16 protein-coding genes and 1 pseudogene are annotated in these 17,457 nt (G+C 58.2%); 8 read left to right on the top strand and 9 right to left on the bottom strand.

The annotated features are described in order from the left end of the window. Positions 1-41: 41 nt before the first annotated feature. The 5 genes from CH74_RS10950 to CH74_RS10930 form a co-directional block, all read right to left on the bottom strand. Positions 42-731 carry a pirin family protein gene (locus CH74_RS10950; RefSeq protein WP_048307480.1) on the bottom strand — a complete coding sequence of 230 codons (690 nt, stop codon included), beginning with the start codon at positions 729-731 and terminating at the stop codon, positions 42-44. A 66-nt stretch (positions 732-797) separates the two neighbouring features. Beyond that, positions 798-1,244 (bottom strand): DoxX family protein, encoded by a 447-nt coding sequence (locus CH74_RS10945; protein WP_048307479.1) that lies wholly within the window; start codon positions 1,242-1,244, stop codon positions 798-800. Positions 1,245-1,459: 215 nt separating this feature from the next. After that, positions 1,460-2,464 carry a glutathione S-transferase family protein gene (locus tag CH74_RS10940; RefSeq protein ID WP_048307478.1) on the bottom strand — a complete coding sequence of 335 codons (1,005 nt, stop codon included), beginning with the start codon at positions 2,462-2,464 and terminating at the stop codon, positions 1,460-1,462. Between the two features lie 145 nt (positions 2,465-2,609). After that, complete coding sequence (gene wrbA, locus CH74_RS10935) at positions 2,610-3,209, bottom strand: NAD(P)H:quinone oxidoreductase (RefSeq protein ID WP_048307477.1); 600 nt, start codon at positions 3,207-3,209, stop codon at positions 2,610-2,612. Positions 3,210-3,359: 150 nt separating this feature from the next. Continuing rightward, entirely contained in the window at positions 3,360-4,268 is a 909-nt protein-coding gene (locus CH74_RS10930) for a LysR family transcriptional regulator (RefSeq protein WP_048307515.1), read from the bottom strand. 279 nt (positions 4,269-4,547) lie between these two features. Here CH74_RS10930 and ybiO point away from each other — a divergent pair, with 279 nt between their 5' ends. Beyond that, positions 4,548-6,929, top strand: coding sequence for a mechanosensitive channel protein (gene ybiO / locus CH74_RS10925; protein ID WP_048307514.1), 2,382 nt, complete (start codon positions 4,548-4,550; stop codon positions 6,927-6,929). A 136-nt stretch (positions 6,930-7,065) separates the two neighbouring features. Here ybiO and CH74_RS10920 read toward each other — a convergent pair whose 3' ends face one another. After that, positions 7,066-8,289 (bottom strand): heme biosynthesis protein HemY, encoded by a 1,224-nt coding sequence (locus tag CH74_RS10920; RefSeq protein WP_048307476.1) that lies wholly within the window; start codon positions 8,287-8,289, stop codon positions 7,066-7,068. Further along, positions 8,286-9,380, bottom strand: a complete 1,095-nt coding sequence (locus tag CH74_RS17785; protein WP_082140391.1) for a uroporphyrinogen-III C-methyltransferase — start codon at positions 9,378-9,380, stop codon at positions 8,286-8,288. The genes CH74_RS10920 and CH74_RS17785 overlap by 4 nt, the downstream gene beginning before the upstream one ends. A gap of 79 nt (positions 9,381-9,459) precedes the next feature. Between CH74_RS17785 and CH74_RS18660 the strand changes: the two genes are divergently transcribed. Then, positions 9,460-9,957, top strand: a complete 498-nt coding sequence (locus tag CH74_RS18660) for a hypothetical protein (protein ID WP_156181489.1) — start codon at positions 9,460-9,462, stop codon at positions 9,955-9,957. Positions 9,958-10,025: 68 nt separating this feature from the next. Here the strand turns inward: CH74_RS18660 and CH74_RS10910 are convergent, their stop codons facing one another. After that, on the bottom strand, positions 10,026-10,814 hold the full coding sequence (locus CH74_RS10910; protein WP_048307474.1) for a uroporphyrinogen-III synthase: 789 nt from the start codon (positions 10,812-10,814) through the stop codon (positions 10,026-10,028). Next, positions 10,811-11,755 carry a hydroxymethylbilane synthase gene (hemC, locus tag CH74_RS10905; protein ID WP_048307473.1) on the bottom strand — a complete coding sequence of 315 codons (945 nt, stop codon included), beginning with the start codon at positions 11,753-11,755 and terminating at the stop codon, positions 10,811-10,813. The genes CH74_RS10910 and hemC overlap by 4 nt, the downstream gene beginning before the upstream one ends. A gap of 248 nt (positions 11,756-12,003) precedes the next feature. Here hemC and argH point away from each other — a divergent pair, with 248 nt between their 5' ends. The 6 genes and pseudogenes from argH to CH74_RS10875 all read left to right on the top strand — a co-directional run bounded on the left by argH (position 12,004) and on the right by CH74_RS10875 (position 17,453). Next, complete coding sequence (gene argH, locus CH74_RS10900) at positions 12,004-13,437, top strand: argininosuccinate lyase (RefSeq protein WP_048307472.1); 1,434 nt, start codon at positions 12,004-12,006, stop codon at positions 13,435-13,437. A 1-nt stretch (position 13,438) separates the two neighbouring features. Then, a pseudogene (locus CH74_RS20010) lies at positions 13,439-13,552 on the top strand (lipoprotein); the annotation flags it as partial. Between the two features lie 95 nt (positions 13,553-13,647). Further along, complete coding sequence (gene lysA, locus CH74_RS10890; protein WP_048307470.1) at positions 13,648-14,904, top strand: diaminopimelate decarboxylase; 1,257 nt, start codon at positions 13,648-13,650, stop codon at positions 14,902-14,904. Next, positions 14,904-15,737 carry a diaminopimelate epimerase gene (dapF, locus tag CH74_RS10885; protein WP_048307469.1) on the top strand — a complete coding sequence of 278 codons (834 nt, stop codon included), beginning with the start codon at positions 14,904-14,906 and terminating at the stop codon, positions 15,735-15,737. The genes lysA and dapF overlap by 1 nt, the downstream gene beginning before the upstream one ends. A 35-nt stretch (positions 15,738-15,772) precedes the next feature. Further along, on the top strand, positions 15,773-16,489 hold the full coding sequence (locus CH74_RS10880; RefSeq protein ID WP_048307468.1) for a DUF484 family protein: 717 nt from the start codon (positions 15,773-15,775) through the stop codon (positions 16,487-16,489). Between the two features lie 49 nt (positions 16,490-16,538). After that, a complete protein-coding gene (locus tag CH74_RS10875; protein ID WP_156181487.1) occupies positions 16,539-17,453 on the top strand; it encodes a tyrosine recombinase XerC in 915 nt (304 codons plus the stop codon). The last annotated feature ends 4 nt before the right edge of the window (positions 17,454-17,457 follow it).

Genomic DNA, 17,457 nt, shown 5'->3' with positions numbered 1-17,457 from the left:
TCTGCATCGGCTGGGTGAAGCCGACGCTATTCACGAGCACTTTAGGCCAGATCGAATAGCAATATCTCCGAGGCGCTGCGGCCGGTTAGCTCTATCGTCTCATCCGGTGCAAATGCTGCGGCATCACCGGCTTCCAGCACTTGCCCGTTGACCTCGGCACTTCCCCGGGCAACATGCAGCCAGGCATAGCGCGTCGTCGGCAGGGTCGCACTCTGGCCCGCATCGAACAGACCCGCATAGAGATTGACGTCCTGATTGATACTCACGGAGCCTTCACGGCCCTCCTGGGAAGCCACAAGCCGCCAACTTCCTTGGCGCTCATCAACGGAAAAGTGCTTTTGCTCGTAGCTGGGCTTGATGCCGCGCTGATCCGGCTCGATCCAGATCTGCAGGAAATGAACGAGCTTGTCCTTGGCGTTATTGAACTCGCTATGCGTCACGCCGGTGCCGGCTGACATGCGCTGGACATCGCCGGGGCGAATGACCTCTACATGCCCCATGCTGTCCTTGTGGGCCAGTTCGCCTTCCAGCACGTAGGAAATGATTTCCATGTCGCGGTGGGAATGCGCACCAAAGCCTTGGCCACCTTCGACACGGTCCTCATTGATCACCCGCAGCTTGCGAAAGCCCATGTACTCGGGATCGTAGTAGTTCGCGAAGGAGAAAGTGTGAAAAGAGCGTAGCCAACCATGATTGGCATAGCCCCGGGCATCACTAGAACGAACAAGCATGTGTTCCCTCCAAGATATTGCTGTAAACGTTGGTGAACTCAGTGGGATCGCTTCAATCCCGAGCGACTACTGGGTCTTGCGGGCCAGGATGCTATCGATTGACACCTTGCCCGCGCCGCTGATGACCAGCGATACCGAGATGGCCAGCAAGGAAAGAGCGAATTCGTAACCGTTGTTGCTCATGAACAGGCCATTGCCGATATGCACCGCAAAGATGGCCACCAGCATGGCAATGGACAGCACGACACCGGCCGGGCGAACCAGCAGCCCTAGCAGCAGGGCAAGACCGCCGAAAAACTCGCCGCCGCCGGCCAGCAAGGCCATCAGGTAACCCGGCTCGAGGCCCATCGACGCCATTCCTTGTGCAGTGGCTTCCAGACCGTTGCCGCCAAACCAGCCAAATAGCTTCTGGGCGCCGTGGGCCATGAAGATGATTCCGGCTGGTACGCGCAAGGCCAAAGGCGCAAAGCTTTCACTTGTGGAAAGTATTCTATTGACCAGTGATGTCTGCATGTCGTGTCTCCGTGTGTTTTGCGATGAAGACAGGATAGCCATGCTGCGCGAATGGAAGGACGCAATTATTGGGTCATGAACAACCAATAATTCGATGAGTTACCCCATAAGTCATCCGCTGGAAAGTTGGTATAACCAGGAACTGAATCGCCCCTGAAAAGGGGCGATTCAAGGTGCTTGTATAAAGTCGAGCTATCAGTACTGAGCGTGCTTGATCAGGACTTCTCCCGTACACCCTTTCCGGTTAAGCGCTCCCGATCGTGGGGCCGGTCAAAATCCAGCGCAGGCCCTTTGGGAACGATGCGTGTCGGGTTGATGGTGTCGTGGCTGTAGTAGTAGTGACGCTTGATGTGATCCAGGTTGACGGTCTCCTTGACCCCCGGCCACTGGTACAGCTCACGCAGGTAATTCGAGAGATTGGGGTAATCCTCGATGCGGCGCAGGTTGCATTTGAAGTGGCCGTGATAAACCGCATCGAAGCGCACCAGGGTGGTAAACAGCCGGATATCCGCTTCGGTCATCCACTCACCGGCCAGGTAGCGCTGCTTTTCCAAGCGCGCTTCCATGCGATCCAGCGCCTCGAACACGTTAACAAAATGCTTTTCGTAAACGTCCTGTTCCGTGGCAAAGCCAGTCTTGTACACACCGTTGTTGATGTGATCGTAGACATCGGCGTTGACGTCATCGATGGTCTCGCGCAGATCCTCAGGGTAAAAATCGAGACGATTACCGGTTATTCCGTCAAAGGCGTCATTGAAAATCCGCACTAGATCGGCGGACTCATTGTTGAGGATGCGCTTGTCCTGCTTGTCCCACAGCACCGGCACCGTGACGCGCCCGGTGTATTCAGGGTTCGTCAAGGTATAAAGCTGACGATGATATTCCGCCCCGTTGACAGGATCACCGCTTGAGCCCTCATCGACCTTGTACGTCCAGCCTTCACCCAGCATCAGCGGGCTGACATGGGAGGCGCCCATCAGCGACTCCAGACCCTTGAGCTTGCGCATGATCAGGGTGCGGTGCGCCCAAGGGCAGGCTAGCGACACATAAAGATGAAAGCGATCCGCTTCGGCGGGCACACTCTTTTGGCCATCAGAAGTTGGCTCACTGTCCGCCGTCACCCAGTCGCGCAGCTGGGCGGATTCGCGCACGAACTCACCGCCGTGCTTCTTGGTGTCGTACCACTGATCGTGCCACTCGCCGTTGATTAATAGTCCCATAACCATCCTCTCCGTTTGAAAGTTGCCTATGCATTCAAGTGCGCCGCGCTGATTCAGCGCCACGAGCCACGTGTTCGATAGAGATAGGCGTATAGAAATGACAGGCGAAGGGAGGGGCACTGCCCTCCCTGGGCGATCAAGAAGCTTAGTTTTTCAGCTTAGCCGCGACTTTAGCCACATGCTCGCCTTGGAAGCGGGCGATGGTCAGTTCTCGCTCGTCGGGTTGGCGCGAGCCGTCGCCACCGGCAATGGTCGAGGCGCCATAGGGTGTGCCACCGCCGACTTGGGAGATATCAAAAAGCTCCGAAGTGGCATAGCCGATCGGCACAATCACCATGCCGTGGTGTGCAAGGGTCGTCCAGGTAGAAGTGATGGTCATTTCTTCCCCGCCGCCGGTACCGGTAGAGGTAAAGACGCTCGCCACCTTGCCGACCAGGCCTCCCTTCGCCCACAGGCCGCCGGTCTGATCCAGGAAGGTGCGCATCTGGCCTGCCATGTTGCCAAAACGCGTCGGCGTGCCGAAAATAATGGCATCGTATTCCGCAAGTTCCGCGGGTGTGGCCACCGGGGCACCTTGCTCTGTCTTGCCGCCGGCGGATTTGAAGGCTTCGCTGTCCATGGTTTCTGGAACGCGCTTGACCGTGACTTCGACGCCCTCCACACCACGCGCGCCTTCCGCCACGGTGTTGGCCATGGTTTCGATGTGGCCGTACATGGAATAGTAGAGAACTAGTAGCTTTGTCATTTTGAATCCCTCTTGTGGTGAAAACCTGCTGTTTTCCGGATTGCTGACCACAAGAGTAACGTTCAGGATCGGCTGGTTGGTTCTAACTATCGGGACATAACGATCTAAAAAACTGATGGGTTACAGACCTGTCTTGTTGACGCTCACCTATTACCTAATCTGCTTATCATTACGACAAACCGCCTGCAGCGCCTGGGCGAGTGCCTGGGTTGCCGGGCCTGCGCTGTCCCGGTTCGCAAAGACCAGATACAGCTCTTCTTGCCGGCTACCGCCTTCGGCTAGCGGCAGTGGTTTTAGTATCTCGGCCTCCAGCTCCTTGCGAATATGCTCTACAGGCAACCAGGCAAAGCCGAGCCCTTGGGTGACGAACTGAATCGAGGTCTTGAGCTGGGAAACGGTCCAGCGCTCATCCGCCCCCAGCCATCCCGCGTCCTGACTGCGCTTGATGCCGGTGTCGCGGACCACGAACTGCCGGTGGGCCCGGAGATCCTGCTGGGTCAATTCGCGCCCCATGTGATGCAGAGGGTGCTCAGGATGGGCGACTGCTACAAACTCGACGAACAAAAGGGGTTGCCCCAAAAGACCAGGGGGCGGGCGATTGGTGACGATCAGGTCAGCCTTGCCGTTGGCTAGTGCCTCGTGGGTGCCTGAGAGCACCGACTCGATGAGCTGTACACGAGATGATCGACTTTCGGGAATGAAGGCAGCCAGCGCCTCGCCCAAAAGCGCCGGGGGAAAGATCATCTCTATTGCCAGTCGAATCTCCGGCTCCCAGTCCTGAGCCAGATTGGCAGCCAGTCGTTCCAGACTCAGGGCCTCTTCGATGAGCACTCGGGCGCGACGCAACAATGTCTCGCCTGCTTCGGTCAGTTCAGCTTTGCGCCCACGGACTACAAGCACCTCGACCGGCAGCTGCTCCTGCATGCTTTTTAGGGTATAGCTTACGGCTGACTGGCTCTTGTTGAGCGACTCGGCGGCGCGGGCAAAACTGCCTTCATTAACCACGGCTTGCAGCACAGCCCACTGCTCGAGGCTGATGCGAGGAATACTGGTAGTCATCTGGCGCAGACTCTTCTGGAATCTTCGGCTGATCATCATAGCGTAGCGGCGATAAAGAAATTCTCAGATGTCGCCAGAATACAAATAGGGTTGGTACACTCCCGCCGTCACGAATCGCGCATTCTGTTGCCCTGTTTCAATCAGATAACAGCATAATCGCATTCATTCAAAACACTCGCTATGTCCTATAGCGATGTATTGCTGCCTTGGAAGGAGGCTTTTAGCGTGTCGTTAACCCGCTTGAACGTTCATTTGAGACGCTGGCTTGCTGTCGCGCTAATGCTGATCGCACTGCCGGCTTTTGCTCAACAGAGCGAGTCTTCTCAAGAACCTGCCCCGGATAGCTCTGCCAACAATAGCTCTGTCCACGATAGCCCCGCCTACTCGACCTTGGCGGATCTACTCGAGAACAAGGAATCGCGTCAGCGCTTGATCGAGGAGCTGCGCTCCTTGGCGTCGAGTCAACAAGAAGGCTCCGGCACGTCAACCAAGGCGCCTCAAGCCAGTGATACCAAGCAATCGCCTGACAAGCAGGAGATACGCGATATCTCCCTTGCGCGACAGCTTGCCGAGACTACCAGTGCCATTGCCAGTGACCTGAGCCGTCAGTTCAAGAACCTCACCGGCGCACTGGGCACCTTGATATCCCCTGCCGGCGACAGCTTGGCGCCTCGCATCAGCATGGCAGACATCAGCCGGTTGGCGCTCAATATGGCCTTGGTGATCGTTGCCACCTTCGCCCTGTTTTTCGTTCTACGCCGCCTGGCCTGGCCCTTGTTCAACCGGATAAGTCGTTGGACCCGGCAAGGCGATGATCGCAGCACACTGTTGAGAACGACGGCTGCGGTGGCATTGGCGGCACTCATAGATGTTGCCGCCGTCGCTCTGGCCTATGTGGGAGGCAACCTGATCGCCACCTTCGCGATCGGGGAAAGCGGCGCCTTGTCGACCCAGGCCTCGCTTTTCCTCAATGCCTTCGTGATCATCGAATTGATCAAGGCGGTCATTCGCATTCTTTTTGCTTCTCATCATGAGGGGTTGCGTCTGCTTCCCATCGATGCTCAGGAAGCCGCTCACTGGAATCGCTGGCTAGCCTCACTGACCGGATTCGTAGGCTACGGCATGCTGGTTGCCGTTCCGCTGACCAACACCAACGCATCATTGGCACTAGGACATGCGCTTGGCCTGGTCATCATGCTGATGGCTTTTGTTTACGCCACGACCTTCGTGTTGAAAGATCGTCTCAAGGTTCGCAATGCTCTTGAAAGAAAGGCGTCCCATGCTTCGATAGGCGCGACCAGCTTAGCGCTGCGAGTGATTGCCCGGTGCTGGCACTTGCTCGCTATCGCCTATTTCCTGTTCATTCTGATACTTAGCATTCTGCGGCCAGAAGATGCGCTGCCCAACGTCATGCTGGCGACCCTGCGAACGCTCATCATCGTTGGCATCGGTCTACTGCTCTCGGGAATGCTCACTCAGCTCATTGGCAAACGCATCAAGCTGTCCGCGGACTGGCGGCGCAAGATGCCCAAACTCGAATCACGCCTCAACGCCTATATCCCCACCTTCTTGAAGGTGATTCGAACACTCATTTTGATCAGTGTCGTATTGCTGGTGCTCGATACCTGGGGGGCATTCGATCTAGCGGCCTGGTATGCCACCGACGCCGGTTACAACACGGTCAGCAAGCTGATCGACATCATTCTCATTCTTGCCGTTGCGGCGGCTACATGGATCGTTCTGGCCAGCCTGATCGAGCATCGTCTCAACGACAGCGGCGGCCGACGCGAACCCACTGCCCGGGCCAAGACGCTATTGAGCCTATTTCGTAACGCCTTGGCCATCACGCTTGTCACCTTGACCAGCATGATCGTGCTGGCAGAAATCGGGATCAACATCGGTCCATTGATCGCCGGCGCCGGGGTCCTGGGTCTGGCGATCGGTTTCGGTGCCCAAAAACTGGTACAGGACATCATCACTGGGGTATTCATCCAGATCGAGAACGCCATGAATACCGGTGACGTGGTGACCGTGGGCAGTATCACCGGCACCGCGGAGCGTTTGAGTATTCGTTCCGTCGGCATTCGCGATCTCTCTGGCACCTACCACATCGTGCCTTTCTCAAGCGTTGATACCGTATCCAACTACATGCGCGGATTCGGCAATCACGTTGGTGAATACGGCATCGCTTATCGTGAAAATGTCGACGACGCCATCGTTGAACTCGAGCACGCCTTCGAAGAACTCAAGGCAAACGAGGAGTACGGCCACAAGTTGCTGGAGCCCTTGAGCGTTGCCGGGGTGATTGGTCTGGGAGACAGTTCGGTCAAGATTCGAGTGATCATCAAGACCACGCCGGGAGATCAATGGGCGGTGGGACGCGCCTATAATCGCCTGGTCAAAAAGCACTTCGATGCTGCCAGCATCGAGATGCCCTTTCCTCATACCACGCTCTATTTCGGTCAGGACAAGGACGGTTTGGCACCACCCGCCAACCTGCGCATCATGCAACAGGACTTCCCCATCGATAATAGCCCCGCCGGCCAGCCCCGTAACGAAGCGCACTCGAGACACACGCAAGGGTCGTCACCACATCATGAACCCGCTTCACCGCCCAAGGAGCATACCCAACCTGATCGAGACAACGACGAGAACACCTGATCGTTTCCAGAAGTTACGTAACCGACGCCAACTGAAGGCCACCATTGCGGTGGCCTTTTTCATGCAACCGAAACGCCAGAAAATTCCATAAAAAAGGGCGCCGAGAGGCGCCCAGAAGAGTAATACGAATCTGTGTTCAAGGATTTTGCTCGCTTGGCTGCGGTAAGGCCGGCAGCGATCTGTCGAGCAGTTCGACACTTTGGCGATAGTAAAGCTGGCTCTTGTTGTGCTCACCCATATTGGCGAACAATCGCGCCAGCTCCGCACATACCACGCCGCTGGGGCGCTGGCGCTGACTGGCCTCGAAATACTCCTGCGCCTTGCCCCAGTAAGCATTGCGTAGCGAGAGCCGGCCTAGCGTCAGTAGCAGGTCAGGATCATTGGGGCGCTCCTGCAGCCATTTTTCCGCATAGGCAAGCTGACGGCCTGCATCGACATTGAGCACGCCATAGCGCAGCACCAGCCGGTTATCCCAATGCTCTCTGAGCGTATGGCGCAAGAGCCGTTCTGCAAGCCCTTCTTCATTACCCCGTACCAGCGCCTCGGTGTAGAGCCCTACCAGCTCGATGTCGGTGCGTAGATAATCCGGGATATCCGCCCATAGACTGCGCACCCGTTCAATGTCATTCGGATTGCGAGCCGCCTGTATCAACAATTCACGGTAGGCGCGTTTTTCGAGCTCGTGGCGTTCTTCTTGGGTCACCAGCTGATGACGGGTCAACCTTGGCATCAAACGACGCAGACCGTCCCAGTCGTTGACGCTCAAATAGGCTTGCTTGAGCAGCTTGAGCACTTGCGGGTGTTCGGGAAGCTGCCGTTCGAGACGCGTCAGCGTCGCCAGCGCTTCTTCGAACTGCTGACGGTCGAGCATCAGCTGCGCCTGCATCATGCCAACGGCCGTATCGGAACCTTCGGTGCTGTAATGGGCCCGTTTCAACAGCACGTCTGCCTGGTCATAGCGTCCTTGATAGTGGGCAGCCAACGCCGCAGACAGGTAGTTGACCAGCGGTGTACTCGAATCGTCCGCGGCCCGGGTCAGGGCCTTCTCCGCCCGCTTCCAGCGTCCTTCCGCCAGAGCAACCAGGCCCCGCACCGTGCGCCGCATGGCGTTACGGTTGCGGTTGCGACTGTTCCAGATCTTGAGACGACTTACCGGACGACGCAACCGCGACAACAGTCTTAGCAAGAAGTGTAGAACGAGGAACAGCGCCAGCAGCAATACCAGACCGAACCAGAATGAGGTCTGAAAGGATGTGTCGCCGACCCGTATGAGCCAGTAACCTGGGACGGCCTGCATCAACTGACCGAATAGCGCACCGATGGCGAGCCCGAGAACGATGATGAGAATGAGCTTTCTCATGCGTCAGCGCTCCCGCCGTCCTGACGGCGCTTCATGAAGTCACGGAGTTTCTGCAAGGATTCGCTGATGTCCGGTAATTCAGGATGTATCGTTTTTTCAGATAGCTGTGGCAATTGTTCGAGAATTTTATTCACACCGTCACTATCCTGATCGTAATACCCCTCGATCAATGCACCGGCTTTCTCAAGACTTGCTTTATAAAGCTCGGGATTGGCCTGCAACGCCGCCAGCTGTGCCTGCTCCAGTTGCAGACGCACGTTCTGGCGCAGATAGGACTCCTGCTGCGGTGTCATCAGCGCCTCCAAAGCTTGGTCGTGCTTGCGCACCACGACAAGCTCTTTTAGCTCCTGACCGAAGCGGGAAAGCTGTTGCTGCCAGCCACCTTCGACCTGAGACGTATCGCCACCCTTGGCAGCAATCTGCTCGATATCCTGCTGCAACGGCAGCTTGGCCACCTGCTCCTGCATTCCCATCAGCGTCAGATAGAGCCCCGTACGGTCGACGTCAGGTACGGAATTCAATTCACCAAGCTCGGACTGGATGGCACGACGTACCGGGGTCAATGCTGGGTTATCGACTTCGGTCAAACGCTTGTCGGCCGTTTGCAGCAATGAGCGCGCACCGTTGACGTCTCGTTCGAGTTGCAGGCGCTGATTGGCAAGCTTCAGCAAATACTCGACTTCGGCATAAACCCAATCGCTTTCGTCGGTCTGCTGCTGGCTGGAAAGCTGTTCAAGCACACGGTCCAGGGTCTGATTGACATCGTCCTGGTACTGCTGCATCTGCGAGTCAAGATCTTGCTTCATGTCCTCAAGAGCCTGTTCGCGCTGCTGGCTTACCTGATCCGTCTGGGATTCGAGTTGATCGACCTGGGATGAGAGCTGATCAATGTCACTAGTATTGCTCTCGACCTGAGAGGACTGAGGCAGTTGTGCCAATCGCTGTTGCTGCGCCGACATCTGCTGCCACAACCACCAGCCGGCAACGATACCGGCCACTGCCAGGATCAGCACCAGCACCAGCGCCACGATAGCGGCGGTGCTGCGCCCGCCGCCGCCGCCATGATGACCGCTGGTCGCTGCGCCCGACATGGCGCCGCCACCACCCGCCCCCGGTCTGGGCGCGGAGGTACTTGAAGATGCGCCGGGCTGAGCAGCCCCTTTTGTACCGGTGCTCGTCGCTCGCGTCGCCTCGGGCTTGGAGTCCGTGCTTGCTGTCGATGCGGTGGCAGAACCTGACCGACTCCCAGGGGAGCCAGTCGCAGATGTAGTGGAAGAGCCCGATGTAGTGGAAGAGCCCGATGTAGTGGAAGAGCTGGATGTATTACTCATCGCTGTACCGGGCTGCGTGCGCGTGTCCGTACTTTCACTTGAGACAGGATTGGCACCCGATACAGGGTTGACCGTTGCCGGCCTGTCATCAGCGAACTTGTCTGCAGAGGACTTGTCTGCCGTTTCCTTGCCTAGTGCCTTGCCTTTGCCGGACTTACCCGACCCGCGTCGCGCGGAACGTCGTTTGCCGGCCTCGTCTTTATCAAAGCTACCGACCGCACCATCGCCGCTGGTCGAAGCGGGAGTCGCCGGTTTCGGTGAAGCGCTCGAGGGCACCTCTTTAGTATCCGACGTTTGTTTCATGTCTGATGTATGCGATGCATCACTAGGTGACTGACTGTTGTTGGTACCCACAGGTACCCCTTGTTGTTTGTCCTGATCGTGTCCTTGCTTGCTCATCTCTTGCTAGCCTTTTTCAAGATCGTCATGATCGGCGCCACCCAGGTTGCAAACGTCGGCCACAGCCACCGCTAAGGCGGAGGGTGTAGCACCTTGCGCCACTATAGGATGCAAAAATCCCAGCGTATAAGCCAGTGTAGCTAAACGCTGGCTGGAAACGATTAGCGGTTGGTTCAACGCCTTGGGCATGCACCATCCTGCCAGATGTTCGAGTACTTCGCTGCTGGTCACCAGCAGCGCCGAAAAATCTCCATTAGCCAAGTGTAACGCGCCCACACCCTCAGGTGTCATCAGGTTACGCCGATATAATGCGATCCGATCCACCCGGGCTCCGCGCTGCGCGAGACTATCAGCGAGCAGCGTGCGTCCTCCCTCACCCGCTACCAGCAATACCCGCTGCTGATCGAGTCGTTGTAGTGATGCCAGTTGCAGCAATGCTTCACTGGTATTCTCTTTGGCCGCGACGGGAATGCGTACACGTACATCAAGATACTCATGCAACACCTGAGCGGTACCTGCTCCCACCGCATAGAAGTTGGGCCCCGAAGGAAGCTGCGGCCAGTAGCGATCAAGCCCTTCCACCAGGCATTCAGCGGCGAAGGGGCTGATCACCACCACGACATGATAAAGATCGAAATCGAGCAATACCTGGCGTATGGCCTGGCTCTCAGGGAGCGCCTCGAGCCGCATGATATCCAGTCCTTCCACCTCAACGCCCAGTGATTCGAGCGCGCGACGCAAGGGAATGCTACGGGCGCCAGGACGTGTGATCAGTACCCTGGGGCAGTCCTTCATTCGGTATCGCCGTAGACCTCGGCCAGGATTTCCCCGGCGCCCTGATCGAGAAGATCCTCGGCTACGCGAATACCCAGTATTTCCGGCTCATTCGCCGAGCCACGACCCTCGGCACGCAGTACTCGCGAGCCATCCGGCATACCAACCAGAGCTCGTAGCCATAGAGTTTTTCCGCCTTCCTCGAGCACCGCGTGCCCGGCAATAGGCACCTGACAACCACCGTCCAGGCGTGTATTCATGGCGCGCTCCGCCCGCACCCGTGTCGCGGTATCCAGATGATCGAGCGGCACCAGCAAATCCAGTAATTCAGGGTCATTGATTCGGCACTCGATACCCAACGCCCCTTGACCACAGGCAGGCAGGCTGATTTCCGCCGCCAACTCCATGGTGACGCGCTCGCTGAGTCCAAGCCGACGCAATCCCGAAGTGGCAAGAATGATGGCGTCGTACTCGCCATCATCGAGCTTGCGCAGTCGCGTCTGCACGTTGCCTCGCAGGGTCAACACTTCCAGGTCCGGGCGCGCCTCGCTGACCTGCAACCCTCGGCGCAGACTGGAGGTGCCGACCTTGGCGCCCTGAGGCAAATCATTGAAGCTGGCATAGTGATTGGAAACGAAAGCATCCGTGGGTTCGGCGCCCTCGAGGATCACGGACAGCCCTAGTCCTTCAGGAAAATGCATAGGCACATCCTTCATCGAATGCACCGCGATGTCCGCTCGACCATCGAGTATCGATTCTTCCAGCTCCTTGACGAATAGCCCCTTGCCTCCAACCTTGGCCAGGGGCGTATCGAGAATTTTGTCACCCCGGGTGGACATGGCGACCAGCTCGACCTTCAATCCTGGATGCAATTCCATTAAGCGATCACGCACATGCTCGGCTTGCCATAGGGCAAGCATGCTTTTGCGGGTGGCAATACGAAGGGTCGTGATGGCGGACACGGCAAACTCCTGCGGCGGGTGGTCGATTCATCCATCGACCACGATAGACGTCTGCCGCAACGGCGGCATTTGCACCTCATGATAAAGCAGTCGTCGGTTTAGTAAAATCCAATGACCGTGGCCACAGCGGTCTTCCATGCCGATCTCGCCTGAAACGATGACTCTGGTACAATCCTGGGCAAACTATCATCAAGAGCCTATTCACGATCATGAGCAGGCTCCAAGACCGAGCGGGACATCTTCGCACCATGAGCCAGCAAACCAACCAGTCCTGGGGTGGCCGCTTCACGGAGCCCACCGATGCTTTTGTCGAAAAGTTCACCGCCTCCGTGGATTTTGATCGTCGTCTTTATCATCACGACATTCGCGGCTCGAAGTCCCATGCCCGCATGCTTGAGCGGGTAGGCGTGCTGACCAGCGACGAATGTGAGGCCATCCTGAAAGGGCTTGCCGAGGTCGAAGCAGAAATCGAGGCCGGTCAATTCCCCTGGTCCGTCGCCCTTGAAGACGTGCACATGAACATCGAGGCGCGGCTGACCGAGAAGATCGGCACGACCGGCAAGAAACTGCATACCGGGCGCTCCCGCAACGATCAGGTAGCCACGGACATTCGTCTGTATTTGCGTGACGAGATCGATGTCATCGATGCAGAACTTGCGCGTCTGCGCAGCGGCATGATCGAGCTTGCCGATCGCGAAGCCGAGACTATCATGCCGGGCTTTACCCATCTGCAGACCGCTCAGCCCGTGACCTTTGGCCATCATCTGCTGGCCTGGCAGGAGATGATCGCCCGAGATCAGGAGCGTCTGCGGGACTGTCGCAAGCGGGTCAACGTGATGCCCCTGGGCGCCGCGGCGCTAGCCGGCACCACCTACCCCATCGATCGTCACGTGAGCGCCGAGCTACTGGGATTCGAGTGCCCCGCCGAAAATTCCCTGGATGCGGTGAGCGATCGCGATTTCGCCATCGAGTTCGTAAGCTTTGCCAGCCTCTTGCTGATGCACTTGTCCCGTATGAGTGAAGAGCTGGTGCTATGGAGCAGTGCCCAGTTTAATTTCATCGATCTGCCGGATCGTTTCTGCACCGGCTCCTCGATCATGCCCCAGAAGAAGAACCCGGATGTGCCGGAGCTGGTGCGGGGCAAGTCCGGGCGGGTTTATGGCCATCTGATGAGCCTGTTGACCCTGATGAAGTCCCAGCCGCTGGCCTACAACAAGGACAACCAGGAAGACAAGGAGCCGCTGTTTGACACCCTGGACACCGTCAAGGGTTGTCTCAAGGCCTTCGCGGACATGGTACCTGCCATCGAAGCCAAGACGGATAGTATGTATGAAGCGGCGCGGCGCGGTTTCTCAACCGCCACGGATCTGGCGGATTATCTGGTGCGCAAGGGCGTTGCGTTTCGTGACGCTCACGAGATCGTGGGCCAGTCCGTGGCCTACGGCATCGAACAGGGCAAGGATTTATCTGAAATGAGCCTTGAGGAATTGCGTCAGTTCTCCGATACCATCACCGACGACGTTTTCGACGTACTGACTCTGGAAGGCTCCGTGGCGGCGCGCAATCATATCGGCGGCACCGCGCCGAATCAGGTGCGGGCTGCGGCCCAGCGCGCCCGGGATGCGCTCAACGCATTAAATGTCTTGACGCCTGGCCACCAGGCCGCCACAGGAGATGCGTGAGATGCTCAGGTTATCAAGTATTGGCATCATCGCCTTATTCCTGACTTCAATGCTGCTCGTCGGATGTGGTCAGAAGGGGCCGCTTTATCTTCCCGGCGATGAAGAAGCCGCCGAGGCGTACGATCCTGGCGATGAGTACACAGAACCCGGTCCGGAACAAGACGAACGCGAAAGCGACGACTTTCCCGACAGTAAAGAAGAGCGCTAAGCATGGATCATTTCGATTATCGTGACGATATCCTTCATGCCGAAGACGTGCCCGTAGCCAGCATTGCCGAGCGTTTCGGCACGCCTTGCTATGTCTACTCCCGAGCCACTCTGGAGCGCCACTACCGCGCCTATAGCGAAGCGCTGGGCGATTACCCGCATCTGATCTGCTATGCGGTCAAGGCCAACTCCAACCTGGCGGTGCTCAACGTGCTGGCGCGTCTGGGCGCAGGCTTTGATATCGTTTCCGTGGGGGAGCTTGAGCGGGTACTGGTCGCCGGGGGCGATCCTGCCAAGGTGGTCTTTTCCGGAGTGGCCAAGCAGGCAGACGAGATGGCGCGCGCCCTGGAAGTCGGCATCAAGTGTTTCAACGTCGAGTCCTTGCCGGAACTCGAGCGGCTCAACGACGTAGCAGCACGGTTAGGCAAGGTCGCGGCGGTGTCGGTGCGAGTCAATCCCGACGTAGATGCCCGCACTCACCCCTATATTTCAACCGGGCTCAAGGCCAACAAGTTCGGGGTCCCGGTGGATCAGGCTCTCGACGTCTATGCCCAAGCGGCCGCCATGGAAAACGTTCAGGCGGTGGGTATCGACTGCCACATTGGCTCTCAGCTCACCGAGCTCGAACCGTTCCTGGATGCTCTGGACCGTTTGCTGGTGCTGCTGGACCGGCTGAGCGAACAGGGTATTGTCATTACACATCTCGACCTGGGTGGCGGCCTTGGCGTGCCTTACCAGGATGAGAAGCCCCCCCAGCCCTTTGACTACGCCCGTGCTCTGCTCGAGCGTGTCGAAGGACGCGATCTCACCTTATTGTTCGAGCCAGGCCGCTCGATCGCTGCCAACGCGGGCATTCTGTTGACCCGGATCGAGTACTTGAAGCCCGGCGAAACTAAAAACTTTGCCATCATCGATGCAGGCATGAACGATCTGATTCGTCCTTCGCTCTATCAGGCCTGGCAGGCGATCATCCCGGTGGATAAGCGAACTCCCCAAAACAGGGCGCTCTATGACGTGGTCGGACCGGTCTGTGAAACCGGGGACTTTCTGGGCAAGGATCGCGAACTGGCTCTGACCGAGGGCGATCTGCTGGCAGTACGCTCCGCCGGTGCCTATGGCTTTGTCATGGCCTCGAACTACAACAGTCGCGTGCGTCCGGCGGAGATCATGGTGGATGGCGATCAGATGCATGAGGTGCGCCGCCGTGAAACCCTCGAGTCACTATGGAATGGCGAAACCCTGCTGCCGGAGACGTCGTGATGTTGCTGCAATTCACCAAGATGCAAGGTCTGGGCAACGACTTCATGATGATCGATCTGGTCACCCAGCGGGCGCGACTGGAAACAGAGCAGATTCGCCGGTTGGCGGATCGCCATTTTGGCATCGGCTTCGATCAGCTGCTCACCGTCGAGCCGCCTCGCGACCCGGAGATGGACTTTCGCTATCGCATCTACAATGCGGATGGCAGTGAAGTGGAAAACTGCGGGAACGGTGCCCGCTGCTTTGCCCGTTTCGTTCACGATCAACGCTTGACCCACAAGCATGAGATTCGCGTCGAGACCCAGGGCGGCCCCCTCACTCTCAAAATTGAGGAGGACGGCCGAGTGCGGGTCAACATGGGCAGGCCTCGTTTCGAGCCGGTGGCGGTTCCCTTCAGTGCGGAACAGGATCTGCTCTTGCACGCCCTGGAAGCCGATGGCGAACATCTTGAAATCGGCGTAGTGTCGATGGGTAACCCCCATGCATTGTTGCGCGTTGACGATGTCGACACCGCCCCCGTGGCGCGCCTTGGTAGTGCTATCGAGCGGCATCCGAGGTTCCCACGGCGGGTCAACGCAGGGTTCATGCAGGTCGTGACGCGTCAGGAGATTCGACTACGGGTTTACGAGCGCGGTGTCGGCGAAACCCTGGCGTGCGGTACGGGCGCCTGTGCGGCAGTGGCAAACGGTATTCGCTGGGGGCTGCTCGAAAGCCCGGTTGAGGTCGATTTACCCGGCGGCCGGCTGACCATCGAGTGGTCCGACGAAGATGCCGCCATGTTCATGACCGGTCCTGCCGTTAAGGTCTTCGATGGCCGCGTTCCCCTTAGCTGATTGCGTATAACAGGTTTCAACGAGGTAGATTATTCATGCCCCAAGCCCAAGCCCCGGACACACCTCAGACATTGGATCCCGAGCGCGTGGCCCAATGGCTGACCCAGCATCCCGACTTCTTCGTCGAGCGCGAGGGGCTGCTACAACAACTCAAGGTGCCTCATCCGGACGCCGAAGGGGCCATATCGCTGCTCGAGCGTCTCGTGCTTGACCTGCGCAGACGCGCCGAAGGCGCCGAAGGGCGCTTGGAACAGCTGCTCGAGTCGGCGCGGCACAACGAATCCCAGTATCGGCGTACCCGTGAATTGGTATTGGCACTACTCGAGGCGGAAAACAATGATGCTTTGGGCCAGGCGCTGGCGACACAGCTCTCCGAGCATTTTCGCACCCAGTCCGTGGCGCTGTGGTGCGCCTCTAGCCTGACGGATGTCGAGCCCATGGCACCACAGCCACCGCGCTTTGTGCTGGATGACAACGCGGGAGCGCGCTTGGGGGCGCTACTCGATGGTCGCGCCAGTCGCTGCCGGCGCTTGTCGCGCAAGGATTGGCAGCTTTTGCTACCGCATATCGAGCCGCCCAAGAAGGCGGGCTCCTGTGCCTTGACGCGGCTGGCCTTGGGCGAGCCCTTGGGGTATCTGGTGCTGGCCAGTCACGACACCGAGCATTTTCGCGCCAGTCTGGACACATTATTCACCGAATATCTGGGCGAAGTCGTGGCGCGCCTGATGGTGCAGCACAGCCGGTCCCGCTGAAGCGTTTCACAGGCCCGCTGAGGCTTCTGACAAAACCGCCGAGCATTTCATGTCCATGAAAGAACACGTCAATGCTTTCTTAGCCTCCCTGGCCCAGCAGGCAAGCCCGGCAACCGTTGATGCCTACCGCCGCGATCTGGCGGTTTTCATGAGCTATCTCGAGAAGCAGGAAATTACTGATTGGCGTAGGCTCGATGCGGGGCTTATCAAGCGTTTTCTTGGTCAGGAGCGTAGCCGAGGCCTAGCACCTCGCAGCCTGGCGCGCCGGCGTGCCGCCCTGTCGCGTTTTGTCGAAGAGCTCGTACATCATCAGGTGCTGACCCATAATCCGGTCAAGCTGATACGCACGCCGCGCCAGCCCCAGCATCTACCACGCCCGGTGGATGTGGATCAGCTTTCGCGCTTTCTCGATACGCCTCACGACGGGTCTCCGCTGGCCTTGCGGGATCAGGCCATGCTGGAGCTGCTTTACTCCTGTGGGTTGCGTCTGGCGGAGCTGGCATCCCTTGATCGTGATAGCCTGGATACGCGGCGTGTGCGGGTAGTAGGGAAAGGCAGCAAGCCGCGTCAGGTGCCGTTGGGCGGCCGGGCCCGTCAGGCGCTGAATGCCTGGCAACGGGTGCGGGGACAGCTGGCGGATAACGAGGAACCCGCGCTATTCGTAGGGCTCAAGGGCAAGCGCTTGGGTCACCGCGCCATTCAACTGCGTTTGGCTAAGACTGCTATCGAGCGCGGTTTGCCAGAACATCTGCATCCGCACCGCTTGCGTCATTCCTTCGCCAGTCATCTGCTCGAGTCCAGCCAGGACCTGCGCGCGGTGCAAGAACTGCTGGGTCATGCCAATCTGTCTACTACCCAAGTCTATACGCGGCTCGACTGGCAGCATCTGGCGAGCGTCTACGATAGCGCCCATCCTCGAGCGCGCAGGCGCAGCGATACTTCTCACGATGATCCGGTGATCTGACACC

This window comes from Halomonas sp. PR-M31, from assembly GCF_001039575.1.
Lineage (GTDB): Bacteria > Pseudomonadota > Gammaproteobacteria > Pseudomonadales > Halomonadaceae > Modicisalibacter.
The sequence above is the reverse complement of the archived record's forward strand: the minus strand, read 5'-3'. Positions and strand labels throughout refer to the sequence as shown.

What these genes read in the sequence shown, in the direction of transcription:
- CH74_RS10950 (WP_048307480.1), bottom strand. Translation starts at nt 731, where the DNA reads ATGCTTGTTCGTTCTAGTGATGCCCGGGGCTATGCCAATCATGGTTGG.
- CH74_RS10945 (WP_048307479.1), bottom strand. Translation starts at nt 1,244, where the DNA reads ATGCAGACATCACTGGTCAATAGAATACTTTCCACAAGTGAAAGCTTT.
- CH74_RS10940 (WP_048307478.1), bottom strand. Translation starts at nt 2,464, where the DNA reads ATGGGACTATTAATCAACGGCGAGTGGCACGATCAGTGGTACGACACC.
- wrbA (WP_048307477.1), bottom strand. Translation starts at nt 3,209, where the DNA reads ATGACAAAGCTACTAGTTCTCTACTATTCCATGTACGGCCACATCGAA.
- CH74_RS10930 (WP_048307515.1), bottom strand. Translation starts at nt 4,268, where the DNA reads ATGACTACCAGTATTCCTCGCATCAGCCTCGAGCAGTGGGCTGTGCTG.
- ybiO (WP_048307514.1), top strand. Translation starts at nt 4,548, where the DNA reads ATGCTGATCGCACTGCCGGCTTTTGCTCAACAGAGCGAGTCTTCTCAA.
- CH74_RS10920 (WP_048307476.1), bottom strand. Translation starts at nt 8,289, where the DNA reads ATGAGAAAGCTCATTCTCATCATCGTTCTCGGGCTCGCCATCGGTGCG.
- CH74_RS17785 (WP_082140391.1), bottom strand. Translation starts at nt 9,380, where the DNA reads ATGTCGGGCGCAGCGACCAGCGGTCATCATGGCGGCGGCGGCGGGCGC.
- CH74_RS10910 (WP_048307474.1), bottom strand. Translation starts at nt 10,814, where the DNA reads ATGAAGGACTGCCCCAGGGTACTGATCACACGTCCTGGCGCCCGTAGC.
- argH (WP_048307472.1), top strand. Translation starts at nt 12,004, where the DNA reads ATGAGCCAGCAAACCAACCAGTCCTGGGGTGGCCGCTTCACGGAGCCC.
- lysA (WP_048307470.1), top strand. Translation starts at nt 13,648, where the DNA reads ATGGATCATTTCGATTATCGTGACGATATCCTTCATGCCGAAGACGTG.
- dapF (WP_048307469.1), top strand. Translation starts at nt 14,904, where the DNA reads ATGTTGCTGCAATTCACCAAGATGCAAGGTCTGGGCAACGACTTCATG.
- CH74_RS10880 (WP_048307468.1), top strand. Translation starts at nt 15,773, where the DNA reads ATGCCCCAAGCCCAAGCCCCGGACACACCTCAGACATTGGATCCCGAG.
- CH74_RS10875 (WP_156181487.1), top strand. Translation starts at nt 16,539, where the DNA reads ATGTCCATGAAAGAACACGTCAATGCTTTCTTAGCCTCCCTGGCCCAG.